This window comes from Bacteroides sp. (assembly GCF_029057325.1).
Lineage (GTDB): Bacteria > Bacteroidota > Bacteroidia > Bacteroidales > Bacteroidaceae > Bacteroides.
Genome location: NZ_JAICZW010000162.1, coordinates 19,413 through 38,530, shown reverse-complemented (window position 1 = coordinate 38,530; position 19,118 = coordinate 19,413). Strand labels below are relative to the sequence as shown.

16 protein-coding genes and 2 pseudogenes are annotated in these 19,118 nt (G+C 45.7%); 5 read left to right on the top strand and 13 right to left on the bottom strand.

All coding sequences use genetic code 11. The features are described from left to right. Positions 1 to 285 precede the first annotated feature (285 nt). The 7 genes and pseudogenes from K2G43_RS10790 to K2G43_RS10760 form a co-directional block, all read right to left on the bottom strand. The gene (locus K2G43_RS10790; protein ID WP_300155019.1) at positions 286 to 1,197 is read right to left on the bottom strand and encodes a WYL domain-containing protein; all 912 of its coding nucleotides are present in this window, start codon (positions 1,195 to 1,197) and stop codon (positions 286 to 288) included. Positions 1,198 to 1,382: 185 nt separating this feature from the next. Next, entirely contained in the window at positions 1,383 to 1,901 is a 519-nt protein-coding gene (locus tag K2G43_RS10785; protein ID WP_300155016.1) for a very short patch repair endonuclease, read from the bottom strand. Between the two features lie 6 nt (positions 1,902 to 1,907). Beyond that, entirely contained in the window at positions 1,908 to 4,139 is a 2,232-nt protein-coding gene (locus K2G43_RS10780) for an LlaJI family restriction endonuclease (RefSeq protein ID WP_300155013.1), read from the bottom strand. Between the two features lie 2 nt (positions 4,140 to 4,141). Next, positions 4,142 to 5,869, bottom strand: a complete 1,728-nt coding sequence (locus K2G43_RS10775) for an AAA family ATPase (RefSeq protein ID WP_297641612.1) — start codon at positions 5,867 to 5,869, stop codon at positions 4,142 to 4,144. 20 nt (positions 5,870 to 5,889) lie between these two features. After that, the gene (locus K2G43_RS10770) at positions 5,890 to 6,093 is read right to left on the bottom strand and encodes a helix-turn-helix transcriptional regulator (protein ID WP_297641614.1); all 204 of its coding nucleotides are present in this window, start codon (positions 6,091 to 6,093) and stop codon (positions 5,890 to 5,892) included. Positions 6,094 to 6,187: 94 nt separating this feature from the next. Beyond that, a pseudogene (locus tag K2G43_RS10765) lies at positions 6,188 to 6,510 on the bottom strand (hypothetical protein); the annotation flags it as partial. Between the two features lies 1 nt (position 6,511). Then, a pseudogene (locus K2G43_RS10760) lies at positions 6,512 to 6,873 on the bottom strand (transcriptional regulator); the annotation flags it as partial. Between the two features lie 266 nt (positions 6,874 to 7,139). Between K2G43_RS10760 and K2G43_RS10755 the strand changes: the two are divergent. Further along, positions 7,140 to 7,538 (top strand): MerR family transcriptional regulator, encoded by a 399-nt coding sequence (locus K2G43_RS10755; RefSeq protein WP_297641616.1) that lies wholly within the window; start codon positions 7,140 to 7,142, stop codon positions 7,536 to 7,538. Positions 7,539 to 7,556: 18 nt separating this feature from the next. On the opposite strand, the gene K2G43_RS10750 is transcribed toward K2G43_RS10755, so the two are convergent. The 6 genes from K2G43_RS10750 to K2G43_RS10725 all read right to left on the bottom strand — a co-directional run bounded on the left by K2G43_RS10750 (position 7,557) and on the right by K2G43_RS10725 (position 14,647). Next, complete coding sequence (locus tag K2G43_RS10750) at positions 7,557 to 9,815, bottom strand: RelA/SpoT family protein (protein ID WP_297641618.1); 2,259 nt, start codon at positions 9,813 to 9,815, stop codon at positions 7,557 to 7,559. 70 nt (positions 9,816 to 9,885) lie between these two features. Beyond that, complete coding sequence (locus tag K2G43_RS10745) at positions 9,886 to 11,202, bottom strand: lytic transglycosylase domain-containing protein (RefSeq protein WP_300155007.1); 1,317 nt, start codon at positions 11,200 to 11,202, stop codon at positions 9,886 to 9,888. Between the two features lie 24 nt (positions 11,203 to 11,226). Next, positions 11,227 to 12,075, bottom strand: coding sequence for a DUF5683 domain-containing protein (locus tag K2G43_RS10740; RefSeq protein WP_300155004.1), 849 nt, complete (start codon positions 12,073 to 12,075; stop codon positions 11,227 to 11,229). Continuing rightward, positions 12,076 to 12,963, bottom strand: a complete 888-nt coding sequence (locus K2G43_RS10735) for a ParB/RepB/Spo0J family partition protein (RefSeq protein ID WP_297641622.1) — start codon at positions 12,961 to 12,963, stop codon at positions 12,076 to 12,078. Between the two features lie 105 nt (positions 12,964 to 13,068). Then, a complete protein-coding gene (locus K2G43_RS10730; protein ID WP_297641623.1) occupies positions 13,069 to 13,848 on the bottom strand; it encodes an AAA family ATPase in 780 nt (259 codons plus the stop codon). A gap of 358 nt (positions 13,849 to 14,206) precedes the next feature. Beyond that, on the bottom strand, positions 14,207 to 14,647 hold the full coding sequence (locus K2G43_RS10725) for a thioesterase family protein (RefSeq protein ID WP_366525044.1): 441 nt from the start codon (positions 14,645 to 14,647) through the stop codon (positions 14,207 to 14,209). A 69-nt stretch (positions 14,648 to 14,716) separates the two neighbouring features. Between K2G43_RS10725 and K2G43_RS10720 the strand changes: the two genes are divergently transcribed. The 4 genes from K2G43_RS10720 to rpe all read left to right on the top strand — a co-directional run bounded on the left by K2G43_RS10720 (position 14,717) and on the right by rpe (position 19,114). Further along, a complete protein-coding gene (locus K2G43_RS10720; RefSeq protein WP_300155000.1) occupies positions 14,717 to 15,280 on the top strand; it encodes an L-threonylcarbamoyladenylate synthase in 564 nt (187 codons plus the stop codon). Between the two features lie 12 nt (positions 15,281 to 15,292). Next, a complete protein-coding gene (locus K2G43_RS10715; RefSeq protein ID WP_297641627.1) occupies positions 15,293 to 17,086 on the top strand; it encodes a chloride channel protein in 1,794 nt (597 codons plus the stop codon). 26 nt (positions 17,087 to 17,112) lie between these two features. Beyond that, a complete protein-coding gene (fmt, locus tag K2G43_RS10710; RefSeq protein WP_300154997.1) occupies positions 17,113 to 18,087 on the top strand; it encodes a methionyl-tRNA formyltransferase in 975 nt (324 codons plus the stop codon). A gap of 376 nt (positions 18,088 to 18,463) precedes the next feature. After that, positions 18,464 to 19,114 (top strand): ribulose-phosphate 3-epimerase, encoded by a 651-nt coding sequence (rpe, locus tag K2G43_RS10705; protein WP_297642721.1) that lies wholly within the window; start codon positions 18,464 to 18,466, stop codon positions 19,112 to 19,114. Positions 19,115 to 19,118: the final 4 nt, after the last annotated feature.

Genomic DNA, 19,118 nt, shown 5'->3' with positions numbered 1-19,118 from the left:
TTGATAATTCGTTTTTTTGCACCAAACGAGCTGATTTGTTTATCCATATCAATCAGAAAGAAGATTCTTTTGTCCATATTTTGTACTAAACAGGTTGCCTCTCGTAACTGATTGATTATGAATATGTCTATATCACCCCTATCTCGGTCGTATAGTTAGGGTATCTCAGTCGTATAGTGAGGCCCTCTCCATATACGACTGAGGTACCCTAATTATACGGCTGAATGGGATCGACTTGCCTTTTGTAACGAATATTTATTTTATGTTCCATGATATTGTACGTTTTTATGTATTTCTTTTCAGTGCCTCCTCATATACTTTCCTCACCCGTTCACGCAAGTGTTGCGGACGGATGACAGTCAGCGAACGGCTGCGCGACAGCAGTGCCATTACGAAGTCGTTGGTGATGCGCAGGCGTAGGCGGATTCTGAATTCCGTCTCGTTGTCAATCAAGACCTCTTGGGAGGGGTGCAGGGGCACCGATTTCAGGAAGCTGCCGTCCAGGGCATCGTAACTCAGTTCGATTTCTTCGACAGGGATGTCGGGCTGGTTCCAGATGCCGTAGCTGTCTTTGAACAGCTCCTCCACGTTGATGTTCATGTCGCGCTTGAAGGTTTCTTCGTCATGAATCCGGAGGTTGCGGATGCACACTGCGCTGAAGGTTTTCAGTATGCCGTCATCGTAGGCGAGGAGGTACCATCTCTGCTGGTCTTCCTTCAAGTAGTGGGGGAGTACCCGTTTCTCGCGTATCTTGCCTTCTTCGCGTACATAGAGGTAGCTGAAGGTCACCGGATGAGAGAATTTGATGGCTTTTATCAGTAGCGGGAGACATTCGTTGTCCATCGGCCGGTGGTGCTCTGCCAGCACGTAGGTGTGCAGGTTGGAGGTGTGGTCGATGGCATTCAGCAAGTCGAAGTTCAGCAGGAGGCGGTTGTATTGCTCACTCTTCAGCTCGTCTTCTTCGTCGATGTGGTAACCGTTCTGCTTTTTGCTGAAACGGATGTGAATGCCGAACAGCTCTTCTATCTCGTTGAAGTCGCGTTGCAGGGTGCGCAAATCCACGGGAGTGCCGTCGCGCTCTTCCATGCGGCGCGAGACGTACTCTTCCAGTTCTTCCCGGGGAACGTATCGTTGGTATCCTTTCAGTTTGTTAAGGATGACCAGCATGCGTTGCAGTCCTTGTAGTTTTCTACCCATATCTTACTTGGTTTAACGTTTTCTTGTGCGGACAAATATAAGGAGGCCGGGCGACAAAACGTGTCGTTTTGCGGAAAACCTCATGATTTATCTCTATTGTTGGAAAAAGAATAGTCTAGTTCAATTATAGTTGGCAGCGGTTGTGGTTCAGCAAATAGTCATTGGAGAAGAGGGGCGACAATTCTTTATTGTTGCTTATTTCTTCCATAAGTCGCTTTTGGTTCTGCCGCCATGAGTGTCCTGTCTGTATCGGGTAACTCGTATGTTCTTATTTTTCTGTCTTCAAGAAAGATATGGTTTAATGTATAAGCTAGCGACTCAAGCGTTTGTATTCGGACTTTAGGTTTTAGTTGGCACTCCCAAACCGTGATGCAATGCCATCCCATAGCGGCAAGCTGGCATTGTTCTTTTTTATCACGTTCCTTATTCCTTTCTATTTTAGTGGACCAGAAATCGATGTTGCTTTTGGGCAGGCGGAAGTATTTGCAATTCTCATGACCATGCCAAAAGCAGCCGTTCACAAAAATGACCGTCCGGTATTTGCGAAGCACCAAATCGGGATGACCGGGAAGACGCGGATGATTGAGCCGATAGCGGAAGCCACGGTTAAAGAGGAACTTGCGAACCACCATTTCAGGCTTTGTGTTCTTGCCCTTTATTGCGGACATACAACGATGGCGTTGTTCTTTGGTTAGTTTGTCCATATCAAGTTACCCGTACAATTTCGTCATCAAATCATAGGAAATCAGCTCTCCCGGTCGCATTTTTGAGTATATATTGACCTTTGATTCACCAAGAGGAATATAGGTTGAAAGATTGAGTTTCAGACACAATTTTCTGTCCTTTGTACCCAGATAAACTTTCTCGACTTTGTAATAGCCGTCAATACAACCTCCGACCATCGGAAGAAAATACTCAATATCCATCATATTGATAGAGGTCGGTATCTTTTCCATCGTATATGTTTTTGATGTATGTTTGGAGAATACTTCAAAATCATTGTCGGTTGTCCTTACCATACCTGTCAGGACATTCTTAATCTCCTGTTTCGGCAGCTTGTTCAAAGTTCCGACGTTATCAACATCATCAATATGGAAGTCTGTTTCAAGTATAAACGGATGGCTGACGTGAAAATGTGTTTGCAGAGTACCTAATAACTCCTTATTCTGAGCTGCTTCTTGTTTTACCGTTGCAGATTTAATTTTGAGCGATTTCCATATATCGGTACCTTCATCTTTCATCAAGGCAAGAATCAGGTAGTTGCTGTCTGACTTCGGGCGATACAGTTTTCCGTTTAGTAGTTGGAAATTGTCTTGGATAAACTGATGGCAATCCATTCCTTCGCGTGGCTGGAGAGTCCTGAACGTATATAAACGGTTTAAGGTCTCTTGAATCTTATTTCTGAATTCCTTACGCACATATTCTCTCCATGCCGATTGGGCACTCCTGTTGTTACGTCCATATAGCGATACTATGTATAGGAAGTTTACGTCATAGTGGCATAGCAACAGCGTATCTCTGTCAAACAAACGGTTCTCAAATTGGCGGTTCAATTGTACTCCACCATGCTGCGCTTTCAATTCTTTGTCATCAAAAGAAAGAAACTTATTGCCACCCATCTTCTTATTAGGAATCCGGGCACTGATAAAGAAATTTGGAATAGGATTATATCCTTCTGTCAATTGGTCTCTTAACTGAGGATGCTCTCCGTTTCCGTCACCATCCAAAAACAAATTCATATTCCATTGGATGACGTTTTTGGCGTATGTATATTGCTTGTAGATAGATTTGTCGCCAAGCTTTGTTCGGTCATTCTTGGAACGTTTATAGTATTTGCTGTCTCCAATATAGTAGGTGAGTTCGGATGCCAAATCGGATTGTTCGATAATCCCTTGTCCGATGAACAGGTGGTCAACCAGTTTGCCGTCTTTTTGCTCTGTGAGTTCTTTCGGCAGATTTTGTTTGTCATTGCCGCTTACCAAAGTGTCAATCATGACTTCAAAGATGTGCTCAAAATCTTTCGCCAGCAAAAAGTCCTCCACCTGCCTGTTCATTGCAATCTTATACTCCCTGTCAAAGAAAGCATAGCACAAATCCCATATTCTGAGTGCCTTGTCCGAGAAATACTTGTACTTGATTTGCTTCAATCTTCGGCATCCGAAATTCCTTTCAATATAAGATTTCTTCAACTTGTTGCAGTTGATAAGCGGATATTGCACATTGATTTCAAAAGAGAAGCCATGCGTTTCACGGATGTAATTCAATATCGAGAAGTATATGACGAGCAGTTCTTCATCAAAGTTCACCATTCTCTTCCTGTTTATAGGCTCGATATAGACTGGGTTTCCGTTTTGGATGACTGCTTGTGATGAAGCAATGGTCTTGTTCCAATTGATTTTGTTATAGCCGGAATGCACATTTTTAGCCACGAATGTAAAATAGTCCTGATTGTTTCTGTTGAAATCCCTCAGTGCTATTATTACGTCAAGCAAAGTATTGTGCTTCTGTTTCCTGCCTCTGCTTTCTGACTGATATTCCTTGCTTTCAAGTATATGGTCGTTGTGGGTTTGTTTATATACACAGATTGTCCGGTATATCCAAATCGAAAGTGTGGACAGGAATTCCTTGTATTCTTTGCAGCCTTCTTCCGTAAATTTGGCTTTTACCGTATCGGACTCAAAGTCTATTATTTCCTGTGGCGAAGCACCGAATATCGTATCATCTCCACTTTCCTCGTTTATCTCACCTGTCAGTACGACTTTGGGCAAGAAGAATATGACGTCTTTTGCCGCTTTGCTATAGCAATACCCTACATACCCAAACGAATACTTGTCCTCCTTCACAGGTACGGACACAACATCTTTGAGCACATCTCTGATTGTCAGTTTGTTTTTGACAATATTGTTCAGAATATATGGGTATCCTTCGATAAACAGCAACATAATTATAATTCTTGAATATTAATTCCCCATTCTGGTTTAGATTGAATTATGGAAAGAAAATCAGAAAAGCCCTTACGGCGTTTACCATCTCCTACTTGTGTGGAAACGTGTAAAGATTCATTGTTGGATAGTCTAATTTCTTTGGACCTTTCCACGGCTTTTAAATCCCGCGAATTTTTTATGCGTTCTTCTCTATCTTTATCTGTTTCTACAATATGGGGAATTTTGAAATTAGCTGCCCTCCAAATATCTCGTACTTGAACTGCTGTTTCTTGTTGATGATTTTCACAATAAATCTCAACGGCGCGTTTTACTAACGCACCTTTTCCCCATGCCTTACCTTTTTCATCTGTTTCCTCTCCATTGATAGAATATCGGATAGAAGAGGAATTGTTGTCATCATCTTCAAACATATCATCCTCATCTTCATTCTCTTCGGTATTATTCTCGTCCATGGGTTGCAATTTCAATTTTTCCATCATTGAAATAATGAGTTGCTTGCTGTTCTCATCATACAATCTGGAGAAGGAAAAATCAGTGTCTGTGGGGAATATGTCGGCATCGCCATCTTTACAGACATCATTCCACAAATAGAACAATATCTTGTTTCTGAATAAGTTAAAGGAAATTGCTTTTGTTGGTGGATTGACAAAATAATCGCCCAACATCTTGTCCTCAGAGCCAGTATCTTTCAAGATACGCGTATTTACTTCTTTCTGGAAGTCGCTCCATTTATATTTCAAACCATCAATATCAATTACCCAATCAGTGTTTTTATATTTAATTGGCTCATACTCCCAATCCCAACGTCTCTTGAAGGCACTATCAATTGGAAACAATGATTGGTCTGAGGTATTCATGGTAGCGTAGATATACAGATTTGACGGCAGACAAAGTTCTCCTTCTTTTATTCCTGGATTGTCTTTGCCAAGCTCTTCTTTTAAAAAAGCCTTTAAGTCGGCATCGGCTTTGATTGTATATTCAGAGATTCCGTTTTCGTCCCTGTCGAGAAGCTGGAACAGGTCTCCGAATATTTGGGCACAATTTCCACGGTTGATTTCTTCTATTATGAGGTACACATTTTCATCAGATTTCCTGTAAGCCTGCATATAGGCATTAATGAATGACTGAGGAATGAATTTGTATGTAATTATGTCCTCCGACAAATCCGCTTCATCTCTCAATCTGACAGTCTCCTTACCAAACAATCCGTACAAAGGACGTTCACTTCTCGTAGGTTTGTATGCACCGACAAAGGTTGAATAGTCGCTATCCGGATGGAATGTCGTTCTGAATATATTTTCCTTGGAGACCCCTTCAAGCTGTTCCTTTATTTTGTGGGATTTTCCGGTTCCGGGAGCACCGTAATAGATGATTTGATGGGCTGTAGGTGTTCCGGAAATTTGTTTTTTAGCAGGTTGGCTTATACTATTTTTTGTAGGATTTGCGTTTGACATTTTTGCCATTTGCCAAAGTGTTGATGCATATCCATACTCAAACTTATCTATTTCTGATTGCCCACTTAATAGCTCTCTTGCTTCATTGGCTGTAATGTTTGGTTTTTCAATATACAACTTTAAAAACTCATTCAACAAATCTTTTGAAATAGTCCTTATTCCATAAGCACCTTTACTGCGAGATGCGACCTTAAAACATAATCTGTCTTGGTCTATTATCTCTATTTGTCCGTTTTCTGATATTTGACCTGTCTTCAAAGCCACATCTTCCATAATTATGCCTGTTTATTTATTCATATTTCGTATAAATCTTTCAAATCACATTGCAACACTTGTGAAATCTCTATTAGTTGTGGTGCACTTGGTTGTGTGTTATTGGCACACCATCGGCTTATTGTCATTTTTGATACACCAAGTTGTTCTGCCAAATAAGTCTTGGTAATCATTTTATCTGCCAGTATCACACGAATCCTATTTTTATATACTTTCTTTCCCATAGAAGAGTTCTCTACATGTATGTGCGAAATTACACAATTTTGTTTGATTTATCAAGTAATCGTACTAATAAAGGCTTTATAGTGTCTCCCATCTCTATTTTTCTTCCTTTATTCTTCTGTTTCTGACTATTTCCAATCCCGAATCATTTTAGCCAATACTCTTTCTCCTGCAGGAAAGCAAAGCGGAAAGACCTGAGATAAGAAACTTACAATATCACTACGCTTCTTGCCCATGTTGAAAAAAGCAGAACAAACAAAGTGCATAAGATCTTGCTGACTACATGTATCTTTTAGCTGAATGGTTATTGAGGAAGTGATTATCAAATAGTGTTCTGCAAATGCGTAAGCACTGGCAAGAATAACTTTCTGTTCTTCTTCGGTAAACATCTTTATTTTCCTTGCCAACCATTCAAGTTTCTATTTTATAGGCCATTGTTTCTGCAGACATTGATGGGGCGGAAATGACGAAATCAATAATCTTTTGTGCGGTTTTCTCAATGCTTTTAGATTTGTTTTTCGAATCTCCGAACTTTTTCTCCGAACCTTTCTCCAAACTTTCTTGTGTGTCGCCGAAGGTTTTCACCGAACTTTTACTGTTTACACCGAACTTTTCGACCGAACTTTCTTCGTTTACAGGGTATTCATAGAACAAACTGCCACCATCCATATTGGCAAATGCCGACACCGATTTAAGCCATGACTTCACTTTCTTGCGTTCCAGCATTTCTTTGAAATCGTAAGCTGAGCATTCCGCTATCATGTGTTGTTTTGAATTTGCATCGTTTTCTTATTATTGTTAGGGCACAATCTCTCAATACCATAACAAAGGTAAGGATAAAAGTGGATATTCTGTTAAAATTGCCACAGACTTTTGATTATTACGCGTTTATATCACGATATTTATTAGAGAATTTCATATTTTTGCAGTCAAGAGCTGTTGTTGCTTGTGGATGCTTGTTTTCGGATTTGCGATATAATTGCAACACGTGTGTACAAGTTGTTTATACTGAGATAATGTTGATTTTGTGAAGGAAAGAGAGAACATTATGCTGAATACTGATAAAAACTTGAAGTTATATTACTCCATCAGTGAGGTGGCTGCCATGATTAATGTCAACGAATCGTTGCTTCGTTTTTGGGAAAAGGAGTTCCCGCAGCTGAAGCCCAAGAAGGGCGGGCGCGGCATACGCCAGTATCGTAAAGAAGACGTTGAGACGGTGAAGCTTATCTATCATCTGGTGAAGGAGCGCGGCATGACCTTGCCCGGCGCCCGTCAGCGGATGAAGGACAACAAGGGTGCGACGTTGCGCAACTTTGAGATTGTGGAACGGCTGAAATCCATTCGTGAGGAATTGATCGGGATGAGGAATGCCCTTGATGCGTTTACATACGAACAGGTAGAAACATTGAAGGAGACTCTTCAGGAGCCTCCTTCTCGGGAATGATTCTTTCTTTGTTTTCTTTTAATCTTCTATTCTTACTACTTGCTTGATGTGCTGTATCTGTTTCAGGTTGTTGCAGATGGCACGTACATCGTCCACATCGTGCACGTAGAGCTGTATCTTTCCTTCAAAAATGCCGTCGTTGGTTTCGATGGTTAGTTTGCGGATGTTTACGTTGAGCTGGCGGGAAATGATTTGCGTCACTTCGTTCAGCAGTCCCACGCTGTCTATACCTTTTATATAGATAGTGACGAGGAATGACAAATCTTTGTGTGTGTCCCATTGGGTGGCGATGATGCGGTTGCCGTAGCTGCTCTTGAGGCGGGCGGCGACAGGGCACTGGCGCTTGTGGATGATGACACGGTTGTTTTCGTCCAAATATCCCAATACGTCATCTCCCGGGATGGGGTGGCAGCAATCAGCCATGATATACTCTTTGGAGATGGCTTCTTCCGTCAGTTTCAATATCTGCTTGGTGCTGATTTTCTCCTGAGGTGTTTTGGGGTCCGGCTCTTCCTGCTCTTCTTTGTTTTCTTTGGTGCCGAACGAGAAATTCAGGAACTTTTTCCAGTTTCTGCTTTGTTTCTCCTTGAATATGTTTTTGTCAGCATCTCCCAATGTAATCCTTTTGTTGCCAATGGCGATGAACAATTCATCGTGGGTATGGAAATTGTGCAGGTTGGTCAGTTTGTCCAGTGTGGCGTCGTTGAGTTGGATTCCTTCCTCTTTGAAGAACTCGTTCAAGATGATTTCACCCTCTTTCTGGTGGTTTTTCGCTTCTTTGCGCAGGATGGAGGTTATCTTGGCGCGGGCGCGGGCGGTGGTGGCATACGTTTCCCATTCCGGCTGTACGCGTTGCGATTTGGATGTCAGTACCTCTACCTGGTCGCCACTTTGCAATTTGTGGCTTAGCGGAACCAGCTTGTGGTTTACTTTGGCGCCGATGCAATGGCTACCGATATCAGTATGTAGAGAGAATGCGAAGTCCAGTGCCGTTGCATTCTGTGGCAGGGTTCTGAGGTCACCTTTCGGAGTGAATACAAAAATCTCCGATGCAAACAGGTTCAGTTTGATGGTGTCAAGAAAATCGATGGCATCCGGCTGCGGGTCATCCAGAATCTCTTTGATGGTGCGTAGCCATTTCTCCAGTTCGCCTTCATCTTCGCTGCCTCCGCCTTCTTTGTACTTCCAATGGGCGGCAAAGCCCTGTTCGGCAACGTCGTTCATGCGTTCGCTGCGGATTTGTACTTCGATCCACTGTCCGTTGTTACCCATGAGGGTGACGTGCAGGGCCTGATAGCCGTTGGATTTGGGATGGCTGATCCAGTCGCGCAGGCGGTCGGGATGTGGCTTGTATATTTTGGAGATGGCAACGTAGATGTCGAAGCAATCGTTCAATTCCTCCTCCATATTGTGGGGCTCGAAGATGATGCGGACGGCAAGCAGGTCATAAATTTCCTCGAAGGGGACGTGTTTGGTCTGCATTTTGTTCCAGATGGAATAAATGGACTTCACACGTGCAAGGATGCGGTATTTCAGTCCCATCTTGTCCAATTGCCCACGGATAGGGGCGGTGAACTCTTTGAAAACCTTGTCACGTTCTGTAGCGGTGGCTTCCAATTTTTGTTCTATTTCACGGTATGTCTCGGGGTGTTCGTACTTGAAACTCAGGTTCTCCAGCTCGGTCTTTATCTTGTACAGGCCGAGGCGATTGGCGAGTGGGGCGTAGATGTAAAGCGTTTCGCCTGCAATCTTGTATTGCTTGTTGGGCAACATGGAGCCGAGGGTGCGCATATTGTGCAGGCGGTCGGCTATCTTGATGAGAATGACCCGGATGTCATCGGACATGGTGAGCAGCAGTTTCTTGAAGTTCTCTGCTTGAGCTGATGCACGGTCGCCAAAGATGCCGCCTGAGATTTTGGTCAGTCCGTCCACAATCTGGGCTATTTTAGGCCCGAAGATGTTTTCTATATCCTCGACGGTATAGTCTGTGTCCTCCACGACATCGTGCAGCAATGCTGCACAGATGGAAGTGGAACCCAGTCCGATTTCGTTGCAGACAATCTTTGCCACGGTAATGGGGTGCATGATATAAGGTTCACCCGAACGGCGTTTGATGCCTTTGTGCGCTTGGTTGGCAAAGTTGAATGCTTTGGTAATGATCTCAACACGTTTGCGGTGTTTGGTAACCAAATAGTCGTTCAACAGTTCCTGGAAAGCCTGTGCAATCATCGCTTCTTCGGCTTTTTCTTTTTCCTTTTGAATTATAGTGTCTTCCATATACTGCTTCTCCTTTCTTCACTTTTTGCAAAAATAAATAATTTTCGGCACCAAACAATCAATCGTCTCTTTATTTATAAATCTTCAAGCTTTTTCCAGCCGAAATTCGGGTATTGCGCAAGCCGTTCCAGCTTTGTAATTGCCCGACGGTGACCTTGTACTTCCGCGCAATGCTTCCCAATGTTTCTCCGTTGGCAATTTTGTGGTAGGTGGGCTTTCCTTTGGGGGCAGCGCTGTTGCTACGGGTTGTCGGACGGGAGTCGGAGACTGTGATAACCTTTCGCTTTTTGAACAACTCATTGCTGCGGTGGGCATAGATGGTGTCTTGTTTGTCGATAAAGGCGCTGATTTCGTGGATGGGCAGACGCAATGTCTGCGGCTTGCTTTCGCCAGGAATGATGCTTTTCTTGAATTGCGGGTTCAGGCTTGCCAGTTGTTCTTTGCTGATGCCGCAGATGTCGGCAATCTGCTCAAAATGGAGGTTGCGGTCCACCTGTATCGTATCGGTGGCATCTGGTATGTTCGTCTCCATCGGACAGATGTTGTGCTTGCAGTAGTAGGTCATCACGTAGTTGGCGGCGATGAAGGCAGGCACGTAGCCACGGGTTTCTTTTGGCAGATAGGTGTAGATTTCCCAATAGTCTGTGGCACCTCCTGCGCGGCGGATGGCTTTGTTTATGGTGCCCGGCCCGCAGTTGTAGGCTGCAATTACCAGGTTCCAATCTTTGTAGATGTTGTACAAGTCTTTCAGGTAGTGTGCTGCCGCCCATGTCGCTTTTATCGGGTCGCGGCGTTCGTCCACAAGGCTGTTGCTCTCCAGGCCGTATATCTTTCCGGTGTGAAGCATGAATTGCCACAATCCGCTGGCACCCGCACGCGATACGGCGGAGGGGTTGAGCGCCGACTCGATGATGGGCAGGTATTTGAGTTCGAAGGGCAGGCCGTAAGCATCCAACGCTTCTTCAAAGATGGGCATATAAAAGTTGCATGCACTCAGCATGAAAGCCACCTGGTTGCGAAGGCGTCCTGTGTACATGTCGATGAACTTACGCACGATTTCGTTGTAGGGCATCTCCATGACGGTGGGCATACGCGACAACCGGTCGATATAAATAGAGTCGCTGAACTCGGGATTGATGGTAGAGGTGCTGCAATCTTTCCCCAGATCGATGTAATTCTTTGCTTTCCAGTCTTTCAGCAGGCTGTCAAGCGGATATGTCATACTTTTGGGAAGTTCGATGGATTCCTGGCGTTCGGTTCCATTGTCGCGGATCGTCACTTCCACCTTCTCTTGTGCATGCGTTGTCTGTGGAGTGGCGAACAAGGCACAGCACAGCAACGCAGAGCCGTAAATAAGTTTTTTCATATATACAGGTTTGTTTCTCATAAACGATACTTATTACTTGTTTTTTTAAAATCGGAGACTGCATTGTACACCGACACTGTTTTTTGAAGAGCCTGTCATCCGGTTGCTGATGATGGCAGGTTCCACCCGCATGCTGAGGTCGGGGCTGATGTCGAAATTCGACAATTCCGCATCCACGTATGCATCGACCACGGAGAGCAGATATACCCCGATGAAAGCAAAGATGCTCAAATCCCGGTAGCGTCGGTAGGTGTCTTTGCGTTTCCGCAATGTTTCCATCAATTGAGATTCCGAATATTTGTAGCCGGGAGGCAACAAGTCGGTGATGGAGGTGGAGTCCCAGTTCCCGTTGGCTGCATCCTTATAGGCAGTAGAATAGTCCTTGTACATCCGATTGTTCCAGCTAAGGGCGTAGGCGCATCCGGCAAATCCTCCGTAGAAAATGGGTAGTTTCCAATACTTGCGATTGTAGATTTGTCCGCCTCCGGGGATGACGAGTGCCAGCCAGGTCGCTTTGGTGGGATTAGGAATCCATTGCTTGGGATTTACGACCTTTTGCAGGCTGTCGGCGGGGACGGATTGCGCCTTCAGGTCGGGGCTTGTGGTCATCTCCAGCATTTTCCGCTTGTTTTCGGCAGCAAGGCTGTCGGCAACGGCAAGGCTGTCGGTGCTTACGGAGGGGCTTTGCGGCTCCATCGGTTTTATCTCAAGATTTGGATTGTCTGCTTGCTGTTGCAAAGGCCGGCGGACGGTGTTGAGTGTATCGGTCTGTTGCCGGTACGTGCGTTTGGAAGCAGCACGTGGCCGGTCTTGACCATACATAGCAATTCCTGCCGCTTGTAGGAAGCAAAGCAGCAGGACGATGACGAACTGATATGTATTTTTTTTCCTCATTTATGATTTTAGTGTATCGAGTATTCCGATGATATGTTCTAATTCTTCTTCATTATTAAATGGAATACTGATTTTTCCTTTTCCTTTTTCCGAACAGGTCAGTTGTACTTTGGTATGGAAGAATCCGGAGAGCTGCTGTCTCAGCATATTGAACTCTTCGGGGAGCTTGGCGCGTTTGGGGGTAATTTTGCGGGTGCCGCTTTTCACGGCTTCCCCTTCGCTTAGCGATTTTACGATTTCTTCCACCTTGCGTACGGAATAGCCGTGCTCTAAAATTTCCTCGAATATCCTGACTTGCAGCTTGGGGTCTTCCAAGGTAAGCAATGCGCGGGCGTGCCCCATGTCTATCTGCTTGTTTTGCAGCCCCATTTGGATGGGGGCCGGTAGCTTGAGCAGGCGTAGGTAGTTGGCAATGGTGGTACGTTTTTTGCCTACCCGTTCGCTGAGACGCTCTTGGGTCAGTCCGTATTGCTCCAGCAAGTGCTGGTAGGCAAGGGCTATCTCCACGGAGTTCAGGTCTTCGCGCTGAATGTTTTCGATGAGTGCCATTTCCATTACGTTCTCATCGTCGGCGGTGCGGATGTAGGCGGGGATGGTAGCCAATCCGGCAAGTTGTGAGGCGCGAAAACGGCGTTCGCCGGCGATGATTTGGTATTCGTCATCGCTGATTTGGCGTAGCGTGACAGGCTGGATGATGCCTATCTCAGCGATGGAGTCGGCAAGTTCCTGCAAGGCGATTGCGTCAAAATCGCGACGGGGCTGGTTGGGATTGACACAGATTTTGGACAATTCTATTTCGCTGATGGAAGAGGAACCTTCGGTCTGCACTTCATCTAAGGATAACAATGCGTCCAATCCGCGTCCTAATGCATTTCTTTTCTGTACCATCTATTTATTTACTATTTTTGCTATTTACTATTTACTATTTGACCGTGCGGGACGGTTTGTTGGTGGATGGTAAATAGAAATAGGGGATTTATTACTAATCACTAATCATTCATCACTTTTTTTCTCGTTTCGGCTTATCACCTCCTTGGCAAGTGCCAGATGGTTTTTGGCTCCGGTGGAGTCTGCGTCATATAAGATGGTGGGCAGGCCGTAGCTGGGCGCTTCGCTTAATTTTACGTTGCGCTGGATGACTGTCTTGAACACCAACTCTTGGAAGTGGCGTTTCACTTCATCATAAATTTGGTTGGCCTGGCGCAGGCGTGAGTCGTACATGGTCAGCAGGAAACCTTCGATTTCGAGAGCGGGATTCAGTTTGGATTTGATGATTTTAATGGTATTCAGCAGTTTGCTGATACCTTCTAAGGCGAAGTATTCTGCTTGCACAGGGATGATTACAGAGTCGGCGGCGGTCAGCGCATTGACTGTAATCAGTCCCAGAGAGGGCGAACAGTCAATCAGGATGTAGTCAAACTCGTCTTTTAGCGGGGCGAGAATCTCCTTTAAGATTTTTTCGCGGTTTTTGAGATTGAGCATCTCGATTTCGGCACCTACCAGATTGATGTGGGAGGAGATGACTTTCAAGGTCTCTATCTCCGTGTCATGAAGGGCTCCGCGTACGTCCGCACGGTTGATGAGGCACTCGTAGATGGTGCATTCCGACTGCTTGATGTCCACGCCCAAACCGGAGGAGGCGTTTGCCTGAGGGTCGGCATCCACAACGAGCACTTTCTTTTCAAGCGTGGCGAGTGAGGCTGCGAGGTTGATTGTTGTCGTAGTCTTTCCTACACCACCCTTTTGATTTGCCATAGCAATAATTTTTCCCATAATCTCAATATTTTGTGGCAGCGAAATAAGCGATTATTCCGCATAGCGCCTACGAATTTGAAGAGAGATTGCAAAAACGGTTGATAAGTCGGGCGTTTTGTTAATAACTCCCGGGCGGTTGTGCTTCCATTGCCGCAAAAAAAACGGACCGATGCTCTCTTTCTCTTATTTATCAGGCAAATATACGTATTTATATTGAAACCTTATTGTTTTTTTGGCCTCGCTTGCAGAAGATTTAGATTTCTAAGAGTCTGTTTAAATTTTGTTCAGCATTCGCTTTGCTCAGAAACATCTAATAGTTTTCTTGCCGCCGCTTTTCAAGTCAAAGGAAATCGTGGCTCTTACACACCGGATGCGGTCATCGTCCTTTCTTTTTTCTCAGGTCCCTTCCTTCGTAGCGACAGATGGCTTCAATCCACTCTTCTTCCAGTGGCTTGGATTCGTGTTTGGTAAGGTCGAAGGCTACCATGATGGAGGTACAGACGCATTTCACCTCTTTGCTCTTTTGGTCGATGACCTGTTGGACGAGGTGGAAGCTTTTGGTGCCTATCTCTGTGACGGCGGTTTGCACAGCGATATGATCAGAGGCGTAAATCTGTGAAAGGAATTCGGCTTCGATGTGGACAACCACGATGCCGTCCTTTTCCCAATTGACGTGCGGGCATACGGAAGCGAAGTATTCCGTCTTCCCCAAGTCATAAAAAGAGAAATAGACCGTGTTGTTTACGTGGCCGAATTTATCGATGTCGTTGAAGCGTAGCTGTATGGGCAGGATGTGGTTAAATTGGATTTCTTCCATTTGTTTTTGTTTATTTCGCAGCAAAAGTACTACTTTTGCGTATTAATCCGTGAATTTATAGTGTAAGAAATGACAGAAGACATCAAAAAAGCCTGCCAGGTGATGAGTGAAGGCGGCGTGATTCTATATCCTACCGATACCATTTGGGGCATCGGATGTGATGCGACCAACGAAGAGGCGGTACGCCGTGTGTATGAGATAAAACAGCGTGTCAACAGCAGGGCGATGCTGGTGCTGGTGGACTCGCCGGTAAAGGTGGACTTTTATGTGCAGGACGTGCCGGACATAGCTTGGGACCTGATAGAGTTGGCGGACAAGCCGTTGACCATCATCTATTCCGGAGCGCGCAATTTGGCACCCAATCTGCTGGCCGAAGATGGCAGTGTGGGCATCCGAGTGACAGACGAGGCGTTTTCGCAACAACTTTGCCGGCGGTTCCGCAAGGCGGTTGTATCTACTTCGGCCAACATCAGCGGACAGCCCTCACCGGGCAATTTCAGTGAGATAAGCGAAGAGGTCAAGTCGGCGGTGGATTACATCGTAAGCTACCGCCGGGAGGAAGTGGGAAGCCCGAAGCCTTCGAGCGTCATCAAGTTGGAGAAGGGGGGAGTCATTAAAATCATTCGTGAATAAAGGAAGGGGACTATGACGGGAGAGAAGAAAAGTTTGTTGCATCGTTTTATATTGTGGCGTGAGAAGAAGATTAAAGAGAAACAGTTTATTCTGATTCTCAGTTTTCTGGTCGGTATCTTTACGGCGCTTGCCGCATTGATACTGAAACTTATTATACACTGGATACAGAACTTTCTGACGGAGAACTTCGATACAACGGAGGCCAACTATCTCTATTTGGTCTATCCGGTGGTAGGTATCTTTCTGGCCGGAATGTTTGTGCGCTATGTGGTGAAGGATGACATCAGTCATGGAGTCACCAAGATTCTGTATGCCATTTCGAGGAGGCAGGGGCGCATTAAGCGGCATAACGCGTGGTCGTCTATCATCGCCAGTTCCATCACCATCGGTTTCGGCGGATCGGTTGGAGCGGAGGCGCCGATTGTACTGACAGGGTCGGCGATAGGCTCTAATCTGGGAAGTATCTTCAAGATGGAGCACCGCACGCTGATGTTGCTGGTGGGATGCGGTGCGGCGGGTGCGGTGGCAGGCATCTTCAAGGCACCGATAGCCGGACTTGTGTTTACGCTGGAGGTGTTGATGATAGACCTGACGATGTCTTCGTTGTTGCCTTTATTGATATCGGCGGTGACGGCGGCGACCGTCTCCTACATCGTGTCGGGTACGGACGCTATGTTTAAATTCCATCTGGATCAGGCTTTTGAGCTGGAGCGCATTCCGTACGTTATCCTATTGGGGGGCTTTTGCGGATTGGTTTCGCTCTACTTTACCCGTGCTATGAGTATGGTGGAGGGGGTATTCGGAAAGTTGAAGACACCGGGCAAGAAGTTGGTGCTGGGCGGTGTCATGCTGAGTATTCTGATTTTCTTGTTTCCACCCCTGTATGGTGAAGGCTATGATACGATAGAGTTGCTGCTGAACGGCGTGAGCAATGAACAGTGGGACACGGTGATGAACAACTCTTTCTTCTATGGGCACGGCAACCTGTTGTTGCTCTACTTAATGCTGATAATCCTGTTCAAGGTGTTCGCTTCGAGTGCCACAAACGGTGGCGGAGGGTGTGGCGGTATCTTTGCGCCCTCTTTGTACTTGGGATGTATCGCGGGCTTTATCTTTGCGCATTTCAGCAATGAGTTTGAGGCGACCACTTTTCTGCCTGAGAAGAACTTTGCCTTATTGGGTATGGCAGGCGTGATGAGCGGCGTGATGCATGCCCCGTTGACGGGTGTGTTTCTGATAGCCGAACTGACCGGAGGGTATGACCTCTTCCTGCCTCTGATGATTGTTTCAGTCAGTTCCTATCTGACTATTATTATGTTTGAGCCCCATAGCATCTATTCCATGCGTTTGGCGAAGAAGGGCGAACTGCTGACTCACCACAAGGATAAGGCGGTGCTTACGCTGATGAAGGTGGAAAACGTGGTGGAGAAAGATTTCGTGGTGGTGCATCCGGAGATGGATTTGGGAGAGCTCGTCAATAAGGCGATTTCAAACTCCCGTCGGAATGTTTTCCCCGTGACGGATGAGTCGGGGGTACTGATTGGCATTGTCTTGCTGGATGATATCCGCAACATTATGTTCCGCCAGGAGTTGTACCATCGCTTCAAGGTGAGCAAGTTTATGATTTCTGCTCCGGCCCGTCTGCACGATACGGACAGTATGGAGCAGGTGATGCAGATCTTTGATGACACGAAGGCATGGAATCTGCCGGTGGTGGATGCGGAAGGCAAGTATCTGGGATTTGTATCGAAGTCGAAAATATTCAATTCCTATCGGGAGGTGCTAGTACACTTCTCGGAAGACTGAAATAATGGACAATTGATAATTGATAAATGACGATGAAGAAAGAAGATTTACGAATAGTCTATATGGGCACTCCCGATTTTGCGGTGGAGGCCCTGCGTTGCCTGGTCGAAGGCGGTTACCATGTGGTGGGTGTTGTCACAATGCCAGACAAGCCTGCCGGACGGGGGCATAAGATTCAGTTCTCGCCGGTGAAGCAATATGCGCTGGAACACAACTTGCCGTTGTTGCAGCCGGAGAAGCTGAAGAATGAAGAGTTTTTGGATGAGTTGCGTGCCTGGAAGGCCGATTTGCAGATTGTGGTAGCGTTTCGTATGCTACCGGAGGTGGTGTGGAATATGCCACGGCTGGGCACGTTCAATCTGCACGCTTCCTTGTTGCCGCAGTATCGTGGTGCTGCGCCTATCAATTGGGCGGTTATCAACGGTGATACGGAAACAGGAATCACTACTTTCTTCCTGAAGCATGAGATTGATACCGGGGAGGTGATACAGCAAGTTCGTGTGCCCATTGCCGATACAGATAATGTGGGCATGGTACATGACAAACTGATGACGTTGGGAGGCCGTCTGGTTGTAGAGACGGTGGATGCCATTCTGAACGATACAGTGAAGCGCATTCCGCAAGAGGAGATGGCGGTGGTCGGCGAACTGCGTCCGGCACCTAAAATTTTCAAAGAGACTTGCCGCATCAATTGGAACCACCCCGTGAAACATATTTATGACTTTGTCCGCGGGCTTTCTCCTTATCCTGCTGCTTGGACGGAACTGGTGCAGCCTGACGGTGAAGCGGTAGTCGTAAAGATATTCGAGACCGAAAAGCAGGAAGAGGCACATCGGCTTGTTCCCGGTACTTTGCAGACTGATGGAAAGATGTATATCCGTGTGGCGGCTGCGGATGGTTTTATCAATATCCGTGCCCTTCAGCTTCCCGGCAAGAAACGCTTGAAGACGGACGAACTGCTACGCGGCTTCCGGTTGACAGAGGAGTTTGAAATGAAATAGTCGGGTAGCCCTCTTTTCTCCGTCTAATGTCGTTCGTTGCAAAGGAAAAGGCTTAGCAAACCTTAAAATGGAACAGGTATTTGCAAAAGCATGTTATGAAACACGCTTTTTTATTTGTTTTATTTGGAAGTTCCCCGAAAGTCCGTACCTTTGCAATGTGTTTTTCATAGTATTAGATTTAAGGTTAACAAAGGTTGGAGTACAGCGGTACTCCTTTTTTTATGTCTATATCTGAGGACGGAACAAATAATACTCATATTCAGTTTTGATAATCAATAATTTGAAACTTGATTCATTTGTAATTAGGCTGGATGAAATCTTTTACTTACTTTTGTCTGCTGTAAGGTCACAAAACTTTAATACTGTAACATTAAATATGAAACCGATTATATCTCCTTCTCTCTTGTCTGCTGATTTTGGCCATTTGGCGCAAGACATTGAAATGATTAACCAGAGTGATGCGGATTGGTTGCACATTGACATCATGGATGGTGTGTTTGTGCCCAACATCTCTTTTGGATTTCCTGTGCTTAAATATGTGGCGGAACTTACGCAAAAGCCGTTGGATGTGCATCTGATGATTGTACAGCCGGAGAAGTTTATACCGGAGGTAAAAGCTTTGGGGGCGCATATCATGAATGTGCATTATGAGGCATGCCCGCATCTGCATCGTGTGGTACAGCAGATTCGTGAAGCGGGGATGCAACCGGCTGTGACGATTAATCCGGCAACTCCCGTCTCTTTGTTGAAGGACATTATCAACGAGGTATATATGGTGCTCATCATGAGTGTGAACCCGGGTTTTGGTGGTCAGAAGTTTATCGAACATTCTACGGAAAAGGTGCGCGAGTTGCGCGAACTGATTACGCTTTCCGGTTCAAAGGCCCTGATTGAAGTGGATGGAGGGGTGAATTTGGCTACCGGTGCCCGATTGATAGAAGCCGGTGCCGATGCGTTGGTAGCCGGCAATTCGGTCTTTTCTTCTCCCAATCCGGAAGAGACTATCCGTTCCTTGAAGAATCTTTAAATAG